Source organism: Paenibacillus illinoisensis NBRC 15959 (genome assembly GCF_004000925.1).
In the GTDB taxonomy this organism is placed as follows: Bacteria; Bacillota; Bacilli; order Paenibacillales; family Paenibacillaceae; genus Paenibacillus; species Paenibacillus illinoisensis.
The window spans coordinates 20,257-36,826 of the sequence record NZ_BIME01000015.1 but is presented as its reverse complement, the minus strand read 5'-3'; the positions used below and the strand labels follow the sequence as shown (position 1 = coordinate 36,826).

The following is a 16,570-nucleotide window of genomic DNA, read 5'->3' as shown; positions in this document are numbered from 1 at the left end:
TCGGCGCTTTTCTAATCATCAATGAAATAAAAATGATCTTTTGCTTTAGGATGTATACTTCGGCAGCCAATCCCCATGAGCCTCGATCAGTTCATCGCACATGGCAACGATGTCATCAATGGACAGCTCGGCGGCAGTGTGCGGATCCAGCATGGCGGCATGATAGATATGTTCCTTTTTGCCCGTCATGGCCGCTTCAATCGTCAGCAGCTGGGTGTTGATGTTGGTGCGGTTCAGTGCCGCCAGCTGCGGAGGCAGGTCGCCAATGTATGTTGGGCTGATTCCGGATCCGTCCACCAGACATGGCACCTCGACACAGGCCTCACGAGGAAGGTTGGTAATTAGACCGGTATTCATTACATTACCGCCGATTTTGTATGGACGGTCCGTTTCCATCGCTTCCATGATATGCGAAGCGTATTCACGGCTGCGGGTATGTTCAATATGTTCACTGGCAAACAGCTTCTCGCGCATTTCCTTCCAACCTTCAATCTGGTTCACGCAGCGGCGCGGATACTCATCCAGCGGGATGTTGAAGCGTTCGATCAATTCCGGATAATTCCGTTTGATAAAGTATGGATGGTACTCAGCATTGTGCTCGGAAGACTCCGTTACGTAATATCCAAAACGATTCATCAGCTCGAAACGCACCATATCATGATGCTGCTCCTTCTGTTTCTCCCTCGCCAGACGTTTAATCTCCGGATACAGATCCTGGCCATCTCTCGTTACTTCCAGCAGCCAGGCCATATGGTTGATTCCTGCCACTTTTGCAACTACGCCTGTCTGATCCATTCCCAGCGCTTCAAACAAGTGAGGCACGCATACCTGCACGCTGTGGCACAGACCTACCGTTTTGATCCCTCCATGCACGTTCATGACATTGGTCAGTACGGCCATCGGGTTGGTGTAGTTCAGGAACCAGGCGTCAGGACACACTTCCTGCATGTCCCGGGCAAAGTCGAGCATGACCGGAATGGTACGCAAATTACGAAAGATACCGCCAATGCCAAGGGTGTCAGCAATGGTCTGACGCAGTCCATATTTCTTCGGTATTTCGAAGTCCGTAATTGTACATGGATCATATCCGCCCACTTGAATGGCGTTAATAACATATTTGGCACCGCGCAGCGCTTCTTTGCGGTCTGTGTATTTTTTTACCGAACAACGGCTTCCAAGAGAACGGCCCATACTGGTCAGCAGTCGCTCCGAATCATTCAGCCGCTCGGCATCAATATCAAACAAGGCCAATTCAAAATCTTGCAGTGCTTCAGTCATCATGACGTCACCTAATACATTTTTGACAAAAACGGTGCTGCCTGCACCGAGAAACGTAATTTTGTTCATCTCAAGTCCAGCCTCCCTGAATAATGGTGTACCCCAACTATAGGCCGATCCGGCTTATATAACTATGGTTCAACCTCTCCCATACATGGCATAATCCCATTTTTGGTCCCGCTTTCAGCTGATATTTCCCAGGTTCACCTGTTATAATTTAAAATGAAAAAATAGATGCGGAGGAAGGGAAGGAGTGGGAGGATGACACCGATTGAGTTTAATGTGATGCCCATGGACTGGACACAGATGGAGCTGGTGCTGTTGTTTTTCGGCTGGCAAGCCTGCGACCCTTCTCATTATTGGGGTCCAGGGGTGCGAGATTCCTATGTGGTTCATTACATTCATGAGGGATGGGGAACGGTGCATATGGAGGATAAGGAATACCGGCTGACCCAGGGTCAGGGCTTCGTCATTCTCCCGGATACCATTATCCATTATGAGGCCGATGCGAAGGAGCCATGGACGTACTCTTGGTTCGGGTTTAAGGGCGTCCATGCCAAGACATTTATGCAGCGGGCAAAACTGAGTCCGGCACATCCTGTATTTGATGCCAGAGATCCGAAGGTAATGGATGGTTTGTATGCAGACATGACTCAGGCCTCATCACGCAATGGCGGAGATGTTTTTAGCCAGAGTTTGTTATACCGTTTAATTGCCGAACTGATATCCTCCTCACCTGAAGAAGAGAAGACGGGGCGTCCCCTTTCAACCAAGGATGAATACATCAGACAAGCCGTCCAGTTCATGGAGAACAGGTACAGCCAGAAGACGTCCATCCTTGATATTGCGCAGTCTGTCCGCTTGGATCGTACGTATCTGTCCGGTCTTTTTAAGGAGAAGTACGGGAAGTCGCTTCAGGCATTCTTTCTTGAATACCGGATGAATCGTGCGGCAGAACTGCTGCAGAGCTCGACGCTTTCAGTCAGCGAGGTTGCCCACTCCGTGGGGTATACGGATCCGTTGTTATTTTCCAAGATGTTCAAGCGTGTGACAGGAGTCTCCCCCAAAGGTTCGAGAGAGCGGGAATAGGCTGATGAGCTGTTTCAAATTTGAATAAATGCTTTGATCATTATCTGTGAGCCAGCTATACTGGTACAGAATGCATTTCAATTGAATATGTGGAACTGGGTGCTTTACCTTCGGGTAGAAGCTTAATAGGGAAGACCGGTGTGATGCCGGCGCGGTCCCGCCACTGTAACAGAGGAGTCATGCAGCGTTATGCCACTGGTTTAGACCGGGAAGGTGCTGCAATGACGAGGATTCTGGAGCCAGGAGACCTGCCTAGTTTAACAACACAGTAGTACCTACGGGAGATAGGAAGGTGTTTAGAGAGCATGATTTTTCTGAAAATCTGTTTATTTAAGACGTCCTTATCCGGTACTAGCGGAGAGAGACGTCTTTTTTGATATGCATGGACAAGTCACGTGCGGGGTTGGAGATTGGGGAGAGGATGTCAGACATGTGAGTAAATATATTGTGAAAAGATTCATTCAGCTGGCAGCCGTGTTATTCGGCATTTCGTTTCTGACGTTTCTGCTGACCTATCTGTCTCCGGGGGACCCGGCAAGGCTTATGCTCATGTCTACAGGGGTCACACCGTCGGACGAATTGGTACAGCAGGTGCGTGTCCAGCTGGGACTGGATCAGCCATTTTGGATACGCTACGGAACCTGGCTGGGACAGGTGCTTACCGGAGATTTCGGAACGTCCTATAAATACGACAGGCCTGTGCTCGACATTCTGCTGTCCAGGCTTCCAGCTACGCTTCGGCTAACAGGAAGTGCCCTGCTGCTGGTCGTTCTGATTGCGTTTCCACTGGGTATTTTGTCGGCAGTGTATAGAAACAAAGTGCTGGATTACGTCATTCGCCTGTTTTCGTTTGCAGGGCTGTCCATGCCCAGCTTCTGGCTCGGGATGCTGCTCATGCTGGTGTTTGGCGTACAGCTCAAGCTGCTGCCCGTTATGGGGAGTTCGGGCTGGGACAGCCTGATATTGCCCACATGCACACTGGCGTTACCTCTGATCGCCCAATATATCAGGCAGATCCGTACGGTGATTCTGGAAGAGATGTCCCATAACTATGTAACGGGGGCCAGAGCCAGAGGCGTGAAGGGGAGAGTCATCATGATGCAGCATATTTTACCCAATATATTATTGCCCATCGTTACGCTCATGGGCATGTCTACAGGCGCCCTGCTCGGCGGGGCAGCCATTGTGGAAAGTTTGTTCGTATGGCCGGGTGTAGGGCAGATGGCGGTGGATGCCATCTTTACAAGGGACTATCCCCTGATTCAGGGCTACGTCATCTGGATGGCAACCATCTATGTATTGCTGAATCTGATGGTTGATCTCTGGACACATCTGCATGACCCGCGGATTCGACTGGACGTGGATGTATAAAATGAGAGAATTTAAGCTTATTTTGACACAGCATCGCTGGTTCACGTTTCTATGTTCACTGACCCTCCTCTGGGTCATTCTCGCCATGATTTCGCCGCTGCTCGCACCGCATGATCCACTGGCAACGAATTTTGCCAAGGTACTGCAGCCAGCCAGTTCGGAATATCCGCTTGGAACCGATCAGCTTGGACGCTGCGTGTTATCCCGTATCCTTTACGGGGCAAGGACCTCGCTTCTGCTTACATTTATGATGATCGGAATTGTGTTTGTGCTTGGTGTAGCCATTGGTGTTATCGCAGGTTTTGCCCGTGGTCTGACGGATACAGTGCTGATGCGGTTATCCGATACGCTGATGGCCTTTCCAGGATTAATCTTCGCCATCGCAGTAGTGGGGATGCTGGGGCCAGGTCTATTTAATACGGTAATTGCCCTGGCTGTTGTCTGGTGGGCGAAGTATGCACGACTGGCAAGAAGTCTGGTGATCTCGCTTCAGCAAAAGGAGTATGTCGCTGCGGCAGCCTTCAGCGGCGCACGGAAGATTCAGATCATCACCAGAACCATCCTGCCCAACATGCTGTCTCCTCTCATCGTTATGGCGATGATGGATGTGGGAGGCATGATGTTATCCATCTCAGGCCTGTCCTTTTTGGGGCTGGGTGCTCAGCCTCCTGAACCGGAGTGGGGGGCGATGCTGAATGAAGGCAGACGATATTTGCAGACAGCTCCGTGGCTGTTGATTTATCCGGGACTTGCGATTTTTTGCACGGTGATCATTTTTAATTTGCTGGGCGACAGTCTGAGGGATGTGCTGGATCCCAAGAAAAAGGCAGCTTAACAGGAGGAACGGGAATGAATTCGAGATATGGAAAAACACTAACGCTTACCGTACTGTCATTATTGGTTTTATGTATTATCGCGGCATGTGGCCAAACCCCAACAAATACTTCCACCTCATCATCATCTGGCGAAAAGGTGGAGGCGGACAAAGGCAGTGCTGGTACACCGACTCATCTGAATGTAGCGCTATTCTGGCTTGGAAGTAATCTGGATCCGGCAGAGGAGTGGAACGGCTGGACCCTTACACGGGCAGCAATAGGAGAGACCCTGATTCAGTTTGATGAAAATATGAAATTGGTACCGAAAATTGCGGATAGCTGGGATCGAATCGATGATACGACATGGCATTTTCATATCCGGGAAGGTGTAACGTTTCATAACGGTAATAAGGTCACGGCAGATGCGGTGAAGAAGTCCATTGAACGTTCCATCGAATTAAATGAGAGAGGACAGTCGACCTTGCCGGTAGCTTCCATGACTGGCGAAGGTCAGGATCTGACCATTAAAACAACTGAGCCTTATGCATCCCTTCTTGGCAATATTGCTGAACCCCTGTTTGTAATCGTGGATACGAGCGCGGATACGTCCAAATTCAAGAGTGAGCCTATCGCTACAGGGCCGTTTATGGTAACAGGCTATACCCCGGATCAGGAGATTCAGGTGAAAAAGTATGACGGATACTGGGACGGGGCAGCCGATGTGGATACCATTACATTCAAATATATCAAGGATGACAGCACGCGTGCCCTTGCACTGCAATCGGGTGAGATTGATGTAGCCAGCAACGTGGGACGAAGCAACCTGGCATTATTCCAGGATCAGAGTCAATATACGATTGATGAAATCCCGAGCCTGCGTACGCAGTTTGTATGGTTTAATACGCAGAATCCGCTGCTGAGTGAGCCGGACGTACGGCGGGCAATCTCGTACGGCATAGACCGCGAGATGTATGCAAACACACTGGTGGGCGGTCAGGCGGCCAAAGGACCGTTTACCTCGGCTCTGCCTTTTGGCTATGATCAGGTCAAGGGGTATGACTATGAACCGGAGACAGCCAAGAAGCTGTTGGATAAGGCTGGCTACATGGATGCGGGTGGGGACGGTATTCGGGAAAAAGACGGACAGAAGCTAACGCTTCAATTGATTCTCAATTCGGCTTATGAATCGGACTCCATTGTGGCTGCTGCAATGCAGTCCCAACTCAAGGAAATTGGAGTTAATCTGGAAATGACCTCTTACGAGGATCTGACTGATCACCAAAAAAGCGGGAACTACGATTTGGCGCTGACCAGCATTAATACAGGGATTACCGGAGATCCCCAGTATATTCTCGACTTTTATTTCAAAACGGGAGCGGAGTGGAACATCGGTGGATACAGCAATCCGAAGCTGGATGCGGTGATTCAGCAGCTGCATTCCGAATTCGATGTGGAGAAAAGATATGAACTGGCTGCAGAAGCCCAGCAGATGATTCTGGATGATGCGGCATACATGTTTATTACCTATACTCCAATTAACATTGTAAGCAAGAGCAACGTTCAGGGTGCGACGATGTATCCGATCGACTTTTATCTCCTGGATCGTAATATTCAGGTTGGGCAATAATGAGCAACTTGCTGGGTGTAGATCGGCTTTCTGTAGCATATAAGAGCGGTTCACCTGCACTGCAGAATGTATCGTTCGCAATGAATGCCGGGGAGATTATCGGAATCGTGGGCGAGAGCGGAAGTGGTAAATCGACGTTGCTTCGAGCTTTGCTCGGCATGCTTCCAGACGGCGGGCAGTATGCCGGGGGAGACATTTTATTTCAGGGGAAATCGATATTTAGTCTTTCGCAGAAGGAATGGGGCAGCATACGCGGCAAGCGGATGGCTATGGTTTTTCAGGATAGCGGTTCTTATCTGAATCCCATCCGTACAGTAGGAAGTCAGTACATCGAGGCGATCCGTACACACGTTGAACTATCGAAGAAAGCTGCCTATGCCATGGCGGTGGACATGCTCTCACAGATGGGACTGGATGACCCCGAGCGGATGATGAGCATGTATCCCGGCCAGCTTAGCGGAGGCATGAAGCAGCGAACGGCAATTGCCATGGCGGTAACGATGGAGCCAGAGCTGCTGCTTGCCGATGAACCGACCAGTGCGCTGGATGTAACCACTCAGGTTGAAGTGATCAAACGATTGACGAACCTTCGGGCAAGTCAGGGAACAGGGATGATCATTGTGACGCACAATATTGCTGTTGCAGCCCATATGGCAGACTACATCGGTGTGATGCAGAACGGGTCACTGGTTGAGTTTGGACAAACTTCAAGTATTATTACAAGTCCACGTCACGCCTATACTCGCGAATTGCTAGCTGCAGTACCTGAACTGGAGGAGAATACGGATGGTAGATGAGAGGATACCCGTTCTGGAAATGAGGAATTTAAGTAAAACCTACGAATCCAGGGGCCAGGGAGCCCATTCAGCATTGCAATCGATCAACCTGAAGCTCTATCCGGGAGAATGTCTGGGAATTGTAGGTGAGAGCGGAAGTGGCAAGAGCACCTTGGCCAAATGCGTAACCCATCTGGAAAAGGCAACCTCCGGGCATATCATCTATCGTAAGCAGGATATTACTCTGATCAGTGGAGAGGCTTTGCGGCTGCAGCGCAAGCAGATTCAGATGGTTTTTCAGGAACCTTCGGCGATTTTCAATCCCCGCATGAGGGTGGGATCATTTATCCTTGAGCCTTTATTGAATTATAAACTGATCAAACGCAGGCAGGGCGAAAAGGAAATTCATCGTTTGCTGGAGCTGGTGGGATTGCCTGCTGCGATTGCTGACAAGTATCCACACGAAATCAGTGGTGGGGAGCAGCAGCGAGTGGTTATTGCCCGGGCGATCGGAGTGCAGCCGGATGTGATTATTTTTGATGAGGCTACCTCGGCTCTCGATGTTTCCATTCAGCAGCAAATGTTGAATCTGTTGGTCCGATTGCGTGAAGAGACAGGGATCTCATATATCTTCATATCGCATGATCTGGCCGTGGTGCAGCAGGTTAGCGATCGCACTGCGGTTATGTACAAGGGTGAAGTCGTTGAGGTGTTAGAAAGTGCACAACTAACGCGTAAAGCCAGTCATCCTTATACACGAAACCTGATGACTTCGGTGTTGTCGGTGAGGGAGATCAAGGATAAGATGCGAGAGTATGCCCTGCAAGGCATCACCGGTTGAGTTGGTACGGTGTATTGTGGTTTTTTTATAATTAAGCGAAGAAAAAGGATTATTCCGGGTCATGGTGGTGACGGCCGGAGTAATCCTTTTACTGTATAAGGACTATATGAAATGATGAACTGCTGTTGAAAAGTACTACAATGTAAGTAAACCGATGTACGCAAACCGATCTATTAAAACCAATATACGTAAGCATGGGGGACTCAGCCGAGTATTAAGCATCGCCTGATATCTTTTTTTAATGTGGCACTTGGGATTGGAAGTCGCTTCGGCTCGACCGATTGGCATGGTAGAAGACAACATCCCCGTCTTGGATGGGCCAAGAATTGCCTTCAGTATCGACTGGATTGTTCTGAAAACCCTCCATCTGCCACTGATTCATCAGAGGTGCATAGATGTACTGGAGATGAGGCGCGTCAGTATCGCCATCTCGTAGACTTTCAATATTGAAGTTGACTACGATATACCCATTTCTCAGAAACACAGCGGACTTTTCATCCAACTGGTTTTGTCTCGCAAGTGGCTCCATATCCGTGCCTTTCGGCACGGCATATACATCGGCTGGCAGGCTGTATTCTCCGTACCAGTGCTGGATGGCTGCATTTGCCCGATCCAAGTTAACGCCTTGCGGGATGTCCGTTTTGGGTCCGATCAATGTGCGAATGGATGAGGGCAGGATCATCCAATCATAACGTCCCACCCACGTTTTCTGGTGCGAGATCTGATCGACGAAACGAACCATGTATTCTGCCAGTGTGCCTTGGCTCTGCTCCTCTTTGGTCAGTTCATAGGTGTATCGATAACGGGCAGCATCGCCCAGTTCCGTACCAGGAACATTCCGCAAACGGGCATTCAGAACCACAAAGCGTTTCTCCAAATCCTGTGCAGATCCGATACGGATAAATCTTTCCTGTCCTCTGTGGTAATACAGATCTACCTCCTGCCGGGAGGTACCATCCTCGTTGACGAAATGAAAAGTTGGCGTAATCCGTACCCCATCCTGCTGACCAAACATATTACCTTTCGTTTTGAGGTCAAACTTGATATGGTACCCGGTTTTTACAGCCACATTTTTGAATCCCTGTATGGGATGGCTGCCTGGACGAATGGGCAGTACGAAAGGTGCCAGGTTGCCACGAGGGTCACCATCTATACGATTCAAGCCTGTCCAATAGCTGACTCCTGTTGGCTCCGGGCTGTCCGGCTGCTTGCGAAAAACATTTTCCCAGTTGTAGTCCGAGATGTCGGTGACGTGAAAATCGTATAGCCTACCGATGACGTCGACTGGAACCGTATCGGCAGCTACGTGATGGGCCAGGTTGGTATTGGCATCCTGCTGTTCGGTGAAGTTGGAGGGTGCGTTCTCCGCAATGTTGCGGAATTCAATTTCATAGTTGCCCTCGTCTACCCATACCGGGAGGTAAAAGCTGGTGTCCAGCTGGTTTACCGGGATATCCACCCAGGTTTTAGCCGGGATAAATTGGCTTCTGTCCGCGTTGTAGACATCGAACGGGAATTTCACCTGTTTCAATCGAAAATATTTGGCATAGTCCCGGTTGCCATAGCCAGGGTAACTTGCTGCGTCCAAATGCTGACCAGTCGTTGGGATACGTACAATAAATGGACGTTCCAGAATCAGTGCTGACCGGGTTAGATCCGGAACCGTCTTCTGATTATGAGCCTGATCATCCGATACCAGGGCGTAGTTTACGACAGGGGTGTGCACGGTAACGGTGTTAATACCGTTAATTGGGAAATCTTTGTTGGCGCCGCCGTTTACATTCCCGGGCAGCAGATCGTAATAAATGGTACCGGAACTTGGCGTGTTTTCTTTGTTGACCAGCGTGTTACTAATCATGTTATTTGGCTTATACAGGACATCCTGGCCAATCGTTGTAGGGTTAGGAATATTGGATGGCGTAGGTCCGTCCTTGGTCGCCTCCGTGTCATCCATAATCTTGGTATTGTTAAATATGACCGAGTCATTATTCACTTTTGCCTGAGGGGTGTTGGACTCCGCCATGCCCTTCAAACGTGATGTATCATCCGGCACATCGGGAGGTGCATTCAGCCCGCCTGTTAATTTAGGTGGGGTATAGGAGATAGACGTTGTTTGCCCTGGTCTGACGTGGCTCTCCACGTTGTCATCATTTTTGGATACCAAAGTTGGCGGTGTATATCCGGATGGAGTCATGGTGACCAGTTCACCCGGCAGGGCATAATTCTGCATGGTCGCGTTTGCGATCTTGTACACTTCAAGATTGTTGATTTTCCAGTACGAGTAGTCCCGTGTAATCTGGAAATTGTATGGTTTGGTTACGGTGTCATTGGCTGGAACAGGTGGTCCATCCGTACAGCCATCCTCGGTACAGAGCGGTGGTCCGGGAACCGTCCATTCTCTGTCATAGGATAGCGTAACACTGCAATCATACGTAACTTTGCCCGACATTTTCGCCCAGGCCTGCTTGAAGAGATAGTTGTCAGCAAAGGCATTGGTATACAGTGACTCAGAAGTAGGGATTCCTCTCAGTACATTGAATGTCTCATTCCCTCTGTTATCTGACTTTATTACACCGTTAGCATTTGGATCAAGGTCACTCTTGCTCATAATCGTCCCTGTAGATGGTGGCCCGATTGTCGGTGAACATCCAACACCACCTCCGCCCCCATTGCCTCCGCCATCCCCGTTTCCGGGATCCTCATCTACACCAATCGTTGTGGTTGTCGTTAATTGGAAGTCGTCTTTCTCCCACAGTACGGTGATGGTCGTAGTCCCCCTGCTTACGGCCTGAACTAATCCTGAATTACTAACGGTTGCAACACCAGGGTTGGAGGAAGTCCAGGTCGTGCGCCCATTACCGCTATTTACATTGGTTTCAGCACCAAAGCTTCCATCACCGGTTTTGGTCTTTACGGTTGCATTTAATTGCTTGGATTGGTTAATGCTGAGCTGACCGCCATTGGTGAGATTGATTTCTTTGGTAATCTCGGCTTTGCCGTACCAGTATAGGTCGGTATTAAATAAATAGTCTGCAGAGTATTTAGGTGGATTATAAGGTCTATATTCTGTAGGCTCAATGGCTCCACCTATTTGCATCTGAAACTTAACCCTTTTATTGTTAAAAGAATCTACGCCTAATAAAATAGGCAGCCCAGGTTGGTAATACTTGGAGTTATCCATATATTCTGGTGCAAGGGAGTTCTCAACTATTTCTGCGTTAGAGATTGGTTCATCATTTATATCATAATAAACTGTAGGCCTGTAACTTGGAGCTTCTAAAGATAAATCTATGCATACGGTAGAAGAGTTTGGTTTGTTTGTAGAAGAGTTGTTAGACAGCTCTTGACCATTACATTCTCCATCAACTTTCCATTTCATATTATCTAATTGATAAATATATATTCCAATATTAGTTAATCCCTTACCTTCTAGCGGAATTATTTTCTTTTGAGATTTTGCGGGGGTAGAAGGTACAATTCTTGCAGCCTCTAGTATAGGTTTGGTTCCAGGGCCACCTCCCGCGAAAATCGCTGGAGGTGAAGTTAAGATCAAACTTATTGCGAGGACTGAAAGAAGGGGCTTTTTTAATATTTTAGTAAGACCCAAGGTTAATCACCCTTATTTTGATAGTAAGTGGTTAATGGTTTGCTGTTACTCCATAAATAGTTCCATTTTTTAGTACAAGAAGAACGTCTGGATCTAGTTCTTTATCAAAATGCAACAAACCTTCTGCCCAATAAACAGGATTTTTCACATTAAATATACCTCTTGCACCGATTAACTCACTAATACGAGGCACATTATAAGCGGATACTGCTTCACTGTTGGGGGACCTAAGAGGATTAATAGTTGCAGAGTTAATCAAACTGCCACCTTGTAATTGATTCATTGAGTCCTTAATATTTATATCAAATTCAACAAATGAGTAATATGCTCCTCTTATAAGCCGATCTTTCTCATCAACAAATACAGGATAGTAAATACTTCTCTCATGAACATTTACATATGGGTTGACCACAATCCAGTTTTTTAATCTAAGATCAGCATAATTAGTGACTGTGACCAATTCTTCGTTACGAATCATTGAAAAGTCATCTGTAACTTTATTATAATCATATGATTTGGGGACTCTTCTTTCAGGATATATCTGATATTTAGGTGCAATAATGCTCAAATTCGTCCCAGTCAAACCAACTGCACGCAACTCATTCAAACCCTGAAAGTCAGCAGGCTTCGTTTTCGTCACACTTGTATAACGAGCAATCAGTACAGCAACTTCGGCCCTTGTCGTGGTGCGATCTGTTCCAAAATTTTTATCGTTAGCAACACTCATCAACCCTGTACCCAGAGCAACAGCGACAGCATTTTTTTGGTTGCTTGCCAGTTTGCCCGTGAAGTACTCCTTCGCAGGTATCACAGTATTGCTTACATCAGACAGAGCTTGTTTGTAATCCGAATCAACCACGGTCAGCCCCTGTGCCAGCCAGGTCGCCATTTCACCCCGTGTTAGAGATGCCTTGGCATCGAGTTTTCCATTGTAGTTAGCAGGGCTGATGAATCCTTTGGCAATCGCAGCGGATACGCCACTTTTTGCCCATTCAGGCACGTCTGTAAAGTTATTGGTTTCTTGTATGGCTGCATTAGGCTGATCGGTTAGTCGTCCGAGAATACTAGCCATTTCGGCCTTGGTCACTGGTGAGCTTGGTTTGAATGTTCCATCGGCATACCCTTGGAAAAATCCCTGTTCAACTGCGGAGTTGATCGCTGCAGCCGCCCAGTGTGTCGAAGGGACATCTTTGAATTTTAGCGTAGCTTGAGCGGCTTCTGCTGAACTCCCGATACTTCCTGAACCTATTACGCCCCCTGTAAGCAAAGCCAATGCCGTAACCCCGGTGAGAATCATTTTCTTCATGAATACTGCTCCTTTCTAATTTCAAATCCTGGTAGTGGTTATGTACTGGATACTGCTAGATACTAAATTTGTAAGAATCATCAATATTCTACCATGTCTAACTGGGTATTTGGTATTATTTCTCAATATTAGTCTTACGAATTATGGTTTAAAACCCCTCCTCTAGACCCATCCAACCTCCCAAAACACAAAAAAAGGCCACGAATCCGTAGATTCATAGCCTTATGCTTTAAGGTAGAAGGTCTAAATATGTAGTTACCAAGCTCATATATTTCAAGGATAACCCATTTTCCCCCATTTGAAAAGAGAGAAACAAAATAAACCAAAAATCCAGACTGCATCAACGCAGCCTGGATTTCAGTTAAATTTACATTGAATGTAGTAGCCGATCCGTGCCTACTTCTCTCAAACCAGGAGAGGCAGACGGCTAACAATTCTACATTAGATATCTTCTATGCGCCGTTCCACTTCTCTCCGGTCAGGTACTTCTCGGTCAAAATCGACAACATCTGAATGCCAACTTCGTTATGTCCACCTTCGGGGATAATAATGTCCGCGTACTTTTTGGAAGGCTCGATAAAGGCATCGTGCATTGGTTTGACGGTTTCGAGATATTGTTTGTAAACGGATTGAATCGTACGTCCACGTTCCTCCATATCCCGCAACACTCTCCGCAAAATACGAACGTCGGAATCGGTATCGACGAATACCTTGATGTCCAGCAGGGCACGTAGATGTTCGTCGATGAGCACATGAAGGCCTTCTACAATAACGATATGGTTCGGTGCGAGTTCAACCGTCTCATTGGCAGCACGGTTATCTATGGTGAAGTCATATACGGGAGCATATGCCGTTTGTCCTTGCTTCAGCAGGGTAAGATGCTCAATCAACAGATCATTGTCGAATGCAAACGGATGATCGTAATTGGTGAGTCGACGCTGCTCTGGAGTGAGCTGTGATTGATCTTTGTAATAATTGTCCTGGGATATAAACGTCACTTTGCCTGATCCAAGACGGTCGATGACGGAGCGAGCTACCGTCGTTTTACCGGAGCCGGTCCCTCCGGCGATACCAATAATGAGCATGGTTGTTCCATAAACCTCCCTAGATTGGCAGCATGATCAGTAGATGGAGAGCGTCAAAAATGAGCTCTATCTGCATGTCTGTCTGCGAATACACAATTCCTTCATTGTATCACAGCTTGCTGACTTTTTCATCTTGAGGAACAGACCATGTTTTGCCTTTCGGGAGGCATACTCATTTTCAGATTTACGATTCTAACGCATAGTAGAGCGCTTGTGCCCTCGCATGGTCCAGGGAAGAATCAGATTCTGGCCAATCAGGCGAATGAGCAGACCAAGAATAACAAAACCAAGCACACTTCCTGCCGTATTTGCAATCAGATCATTGATATCGGTCGAGCGGCCATTCCCCAGAGTAATCCTAATTACAAGCTGCAATATTTCAATAGTGAAACTTAACATTAGGCCCGCCGATGCCGCTTTGCGAATCGAGTTAACTGAAGGTTTCAAAAGAGGAAGCAGGAACCCCAGCGGCATAAACAGCACAATGTTCAGAAGGAAACTTGGCGCATCCGCAGTCAGCAGCGGAACCCATTGAAGGTTCTTGTACCAGGGTGTCTGGTTGGCATAGATTCCGATATTCACATCAATCGGGAAAAATACAAAATGCAGCACGCCCAGCATGTATATAGCGAATGTCAGCATCAGCATATACTGTTTGCTTGTATATCTAACTTTGCTCACCCTGGCGTGGATCACCAGAGCGAGCAGAATCAGAATAAATAGTGGACCAAGGACACTTATAGATGAAATGGTAAATTGAATGGACATGCGATGACCCCTTTGCAAGGAAATGAGTTCGAGCTATTGGAGCTGAATTTTCATTTCCATTCCCTGAATAAATTGATTGTCTTTGACCTCTTCGGTAAAGTCATCTTTCACCTCAAAAGGTTTCACTACCAGGTATTTTACATCCTTCGCTGTTGTTGCATATATGCTTTCCCATTTCAACTGGTTATCTTCATATATACCCTCGCCGCTGAGTGCAGTGAGTTGTCTACCTTGATCATCATAGATGGCAAACCTGATGTCCTGCAGCTGTTCTTTTTCTTTGGCAGTCAACGTTTCTTTCCCATTCAAACCGATGGCGGCAGTTAAGCGTGTTGTGATAGGGGTAACCTCGGCTTTCGTAACAGTGGCGGTAAACAAGTCATTCTCCATGATGGTATCAGGCTGAACCTTGTAGGTATCCGTTGTTGATTTGGTAAATGGAACGGTTAACTCAAACTCATGATCCAGCCCTTGTAGTGTCAACTTAACCTTGGCATCGAACTGATCCGGGAATTCACCTTTATGATCCGTAGGAATGACCTGTTCAAAAAGCAGGGTATCAGGCTCGTTCGCCCCGGCTGAACTATAGAACAGACCGCCATCTGGGCTAAACCCATTGACATCGAGGGAAACGTTGTCGACTCCGCTGCTCAGCTTCACAATGTCCTTGCCGTTATCATACATGCCCTGATTCAGGTTGGGAGCCGTGACATGAACCAGAAATGCTGCGCGTGTGCCATCGTATACTGTTTCCAACACCTTGAATTTTACATCCTGATAAGCAAAGGAACTGTTTACTGGGTTAGTCAAACCTTCGTTACCCGCCGTTCTCAGACCCATATCCGCTTCAATTGAGCTGAAGAGACTGCCTACGAGCGGAATGCTGCGCAAAGAATCAGCCATGGCTGGAGACACAAATCCGGATGCAAATACGGTAACACCTAATACACCTGCGGCAACGGCAGCCGCTGCGGTACGTCGCATTCCTTTGTTAACCCGGCGCGGACGCTGAGCCTGTTCACTATTCAGCTGGTTGGGTGATTCGGGAAGAGACTCCAGTGTGGCATCAATTCGAGTGCGTACAAGATTAGACATGACAGGGCGCTCCTTTGCTTGTTTTTTTAACTCCTGATCGATATTAAATGGGTTCGACATGCAATTTTACCTCCCGAAAGTTTTTGAATTTTTGGTATAGCTCCTGCCGTGCCCGGCTAAGTCTCATTTTTACCGCGCTCTCGGATATATTCAGCGTATCCGCTACCTGACGCAGGGTTAGATCCTCAAAATAATGCAGCACAATGACAATTCGTTTCGATTCTTCCAGTCGATCAACTGCTTCTCTCATATCCACCTCGTCGTAGGGACTGGATACTTCCTGCTTGGCAGGCACCTCTGCATATGATGTGGAGAGGGAGCGACGGGAGAGCATGGTATTACATTCGTTAATGAGGATGCGGAACATCCAGGTCTTGAAATACTGGGGTTCACGAAGCGTATGCATGGATTTATAAGCTTTCAGGATCGTCTCCTGAATGGCATCAGCTACGTCCTCCTCTTTTCGCAGCATGGATTTTGCTGTATTGTATAGGGAATTTTCAATTTCTCGGATGAGCCTGATAAAGGCGTCACGATCTCCCTGAATGGCTTGGTTGACGAGATCGGTCGGGTCCATGGATAACAGCTCCTTTCTTGGGATACGGGATAACAGCTCCCCGCTTGGTTTTTACATGAATTAGACTTTCGGTGGGCTGATATGGTCACAATTTTTTTTAAAAAGGAAAAATGCTTGCTTAATATGGACGCTTGGGAACGCGCTATACCCTTCAGATGGGTTGGGGATAGTCAGTAGACGGGGGAGAGGAGGCCTTTCGTACGAAGTTCGTATGAGTACTCAGCTGGTGTATCAATTTTGTCTCAATATTTCTGGTTTGGGTTGAAGGAGCTAGGTCCTTTGATATAATGATGTCGAATAATGTCCGTTATGTAACTGTAACGGGATTATTACAA

At 47.5% G+C, this 16,570-nt stretch carries 13 protein-coding genes and 1 riboswitch; of the genes, 6 read left to right on the top strand and 7 right to left on the bottom strand.

Annotated elements, in window-relative coordinates:
- Nucleotides 1-45: 45 nt before the first annotated feature.
- Nucleotides 46-1,347, bottom strand: a complete 1,302-nt coding sequence (melA, locus tag PIL01S_RS26205; protein WP_127540513.1) for an alpha-glucosidase/alpha-galactosidase — start codon at nt 1,345-1,347, stop codon at nt 46-48.
- A gap of 192 nt (nt 1,348-1,539) precedes the next feature.
- Here melA and PIL01S_RS26200 point away from each other — a divergent pair, with 192 nt between their 5' ends.
- From PIL01S_RS26200 to PIL01S_RS26175, 6 genes are all read left to right on the top strand, one after another.
- Nucleotides 1,540-2,367, top strand: coding sequence for an AraC family transcriptional regulator (locus tag PIL01S_RS26200; RefSeq protein ID WP_127540511.1), 828 nt, complete (start codon nt 1,540-1,542; stop codon nt 2,365-2,367).
- Between the two features lie 80 nt (nt 2,368-2,447).
- Nucleotides 2,448-2,637, top strand: a riboswitch (cobalamin riboswitch).
- Between the two features lie 162 nt (nt 2,638-2,799).
- A complete protein-coding gene (nikB, locus tag PIL01S_RS26195) occupies nt 2,800-3,738 on the top strand; it encodes a nickel ABC transporter permease (RefSeq protein WP_127540509.1) in 939 nt (312 codons plus the stop codon).
- Nucleotide 3,739: 1 nt separating this feature from the next.
- On the top strand, nt 3,740-4,573 hold the full coding sequence (gene nikC / locus PIL01S_RS26190; protein WP_127540507.1) for a nickel transporter permease: 834 nt from the start codon (nt 3,740-3,742) through the stop codon (nt 4,571-4,573).
- 14 nt (nt 4,574-4,587) lie between these two features.
- Nucleotides 4,588-6,180 carry an ABC transporter substrate-binding protein gene (locus PIL01S_RS26185; RefSeq protein ID WP_127540505.1) on the top strand — a complete coding sequence of 531 codons (1,593 nt, stop codon included), beginning with the start codon at nt 4,588-4,590 and terminating at the stop codon, nt 6,178-6,180.
- On the top strand, nt 6,180-6,977 hold the full coding sequence (locus PIL01S_RS26180; RefSeq protein ID WP_127540503.1) for an ABC transporter ATP-binding protein: 798 nt from the start codon (nt 6,180-6,182) through the stop codon (nt 6,975-6,977). The genes PIL01S_RS26185 and PIL01S_RS26180 overlap by 1 nt, the downstream gene beginning before the upstream one ends.
- 73 nt (nt 6,978-7,050) lie before the next feature.
- A complete protein-coding gene (locus tag PIL01S_RS26175) occupies nt 7,051-7,797 on the top strand; it encodes an ATP-binding cassette domain-containing protein (protein ID WP_164764352.1) in 747 nt (248 codons plus the stop codon).
- A gap of 238 nt (nt 7,798-8,035) precedes the next feature.
- Here PIL01S_RS26175 and PIL01S_RS26170 read toward each other — a convergent pair whose 3' ends face one another.
- From PIL01S_RS26170 to PIL01S_RS26145, 6 genes are all read right to left on the bottom strand, one after another.
- Nucleotides 8,036-10,894 (bottom strand): DUF5704 domain-containing protein, encoded by a 2,859-nt coding sequence (locus PIL01S_RS26170; RefSeq protein ID WP_127540499.1) that lies wholly within the window; start codon nt 10,892-10,894, stop codon nt 8,036-8,038.
- A 541-nt stretch (nt 10,895-11,435) separates the two neighbouring features.
- A complete protein-coding gene (locus PIL01S_RS26165; RefSeq protein WP_127540497.1) occupies nt 11,436-12,710 on the bottom strand; it encodes an S-layer homology domain-containing protein in 1,275 nt (424 codons plus the stop codon).
- A 452-nt stretch (nt 12,711-13,162) separates the two neighbouring features.
- Nucleotides 13,163-13,795: a uridine kinase gene (gene udk, locus PIL01S_RS26160; protein WP_095293127.1), complete on the bottom strand. Its 633-nt coding sequence runs from the start codon at nt 13,793-13,795 to the stop codon at nt 13,163-13,165.
- A 192-nt stretch (nt 13,796-13,987) separates the two neighbouring features.
- Nucleotides 13,988-14,563, bottom strand: a complete 576-nt coding sequence (locus PIL01S_RS26155; protein WP_127540495.1) for a VanZ family protein — start codon at nt 14,561-14,563, stop codon at nt 13,988-13,990.
- 33 nt (nt 14,564-14,596) lie between these two features.
- Nucleotides 14,597-15,718, bottom strand: a complete 1,122-nt coding sequence (locus tag PIL01S_RS26150) for a DUF4179 domain-containing protein (RefSeq protein ID WP_127540493.1) — start codon at nt 15,716-15,718, stop codon at nt 14,597-14,599.
- Nucleotides 15,702-16,235, bottom strand: a complete 534-nt coding sequence (locus PIL01S_RS26145) for an RNA polymerase sigma factor (RefSeq protein WP_095293130.1) — start codon at nt 16,233-16,235, stop codon at nt 15,702-15,704. Before PIL01S_RS26145 ends, PIL01S_RS26150 begins: the two co-directional genes overlap by 17 nt.
- Nucleotides 16,236-16,570 lie beyond the last annotated feature (335 nt).

What these genes read in the sequence shown, in the direction of transcription:
- melA (WP_127540513.1), bottom strand. Translation starts at nt 1,347, where the DNA reads ATGAACAAAATTACGTTTCTCGGTGCAGGCAGCACCGTTTTTGTCAAA.
- PIL01S_RS26200 (WP_127540511.1), top strand. Translation starts at nt 1,540, where the DNA reads ATGACACCGATTGAGTTTAATGTGATGCCCATGGACTGGACACAGATG.
- nikC (WP_127540507.1), top strand. Translation starts at nt 3,740, where the DNA reads ATGAGAGAATTTAAGCTTATTTTGACACAGCATCGCTGGTTCACGTTT.
- PIL01S_RS26185 (WP_127540505.1), top strand. Translation starts at nt 4,588, where the DNA reads ATGAATTCGAGATATGGAAAAACACTAACGCTTACCGTACTGTCATTA.
- PIL01S_RS26180 (WP_127540503.1), top strand. Translation starts at nt 6,180, where the DNA reads ATGAGCAACTTGCTGGGTGTAGATCGGCTTTCTGTAGCATATAAGAGC.
- PIL01S_RS26170 (WP_127540499.1), bottom strand. Translation starts at nt 10,894, where the DNA reads ATGCAAATAGGTGGAGCCATTGAGCCTACAGAATATAGACCTTATAAT.
- PIL01S_RS26165 (WP_127540497.1), bottom strand. Translation starts at nt 12,710, where the DNA reads ATGAAGAAAATGATTCTCACCGGGGTTACGGCATTGGCTTTGCTTACA.
- udk (WP_095293127.1), bottom strand. Translation starts at nt 13,795, where the DNA reads ATGCTCATTATTGGTATCGCCGGAGGGACCGGCTCCGGTAAAACGACG.
- PIL01S_RS26155 (WP_127540495.1), bottom strand. Translation starts at nt 14,563, where the DNA reads ATGTCCATTCAATTTACCATTTCATCTATAAGTGTCCTTGGTCCACTA.
- PIL01S_RS26150 (WP_127540493.1), bottom strand. Translation starts at nt 15,718, where the DNA reads ATGTCGAACCCATTTAATATCGATCAGGAGTTAAAAAAACAAGCAAAG.
- PIL01S_RS26145 (WP_095293130.1), bottom strand. Translation starts at nt 16,235, where the DNA reads ATGGACCCGACCGATCTCGTCAACCAAGCCATTCAGGGAGATCGTGAC.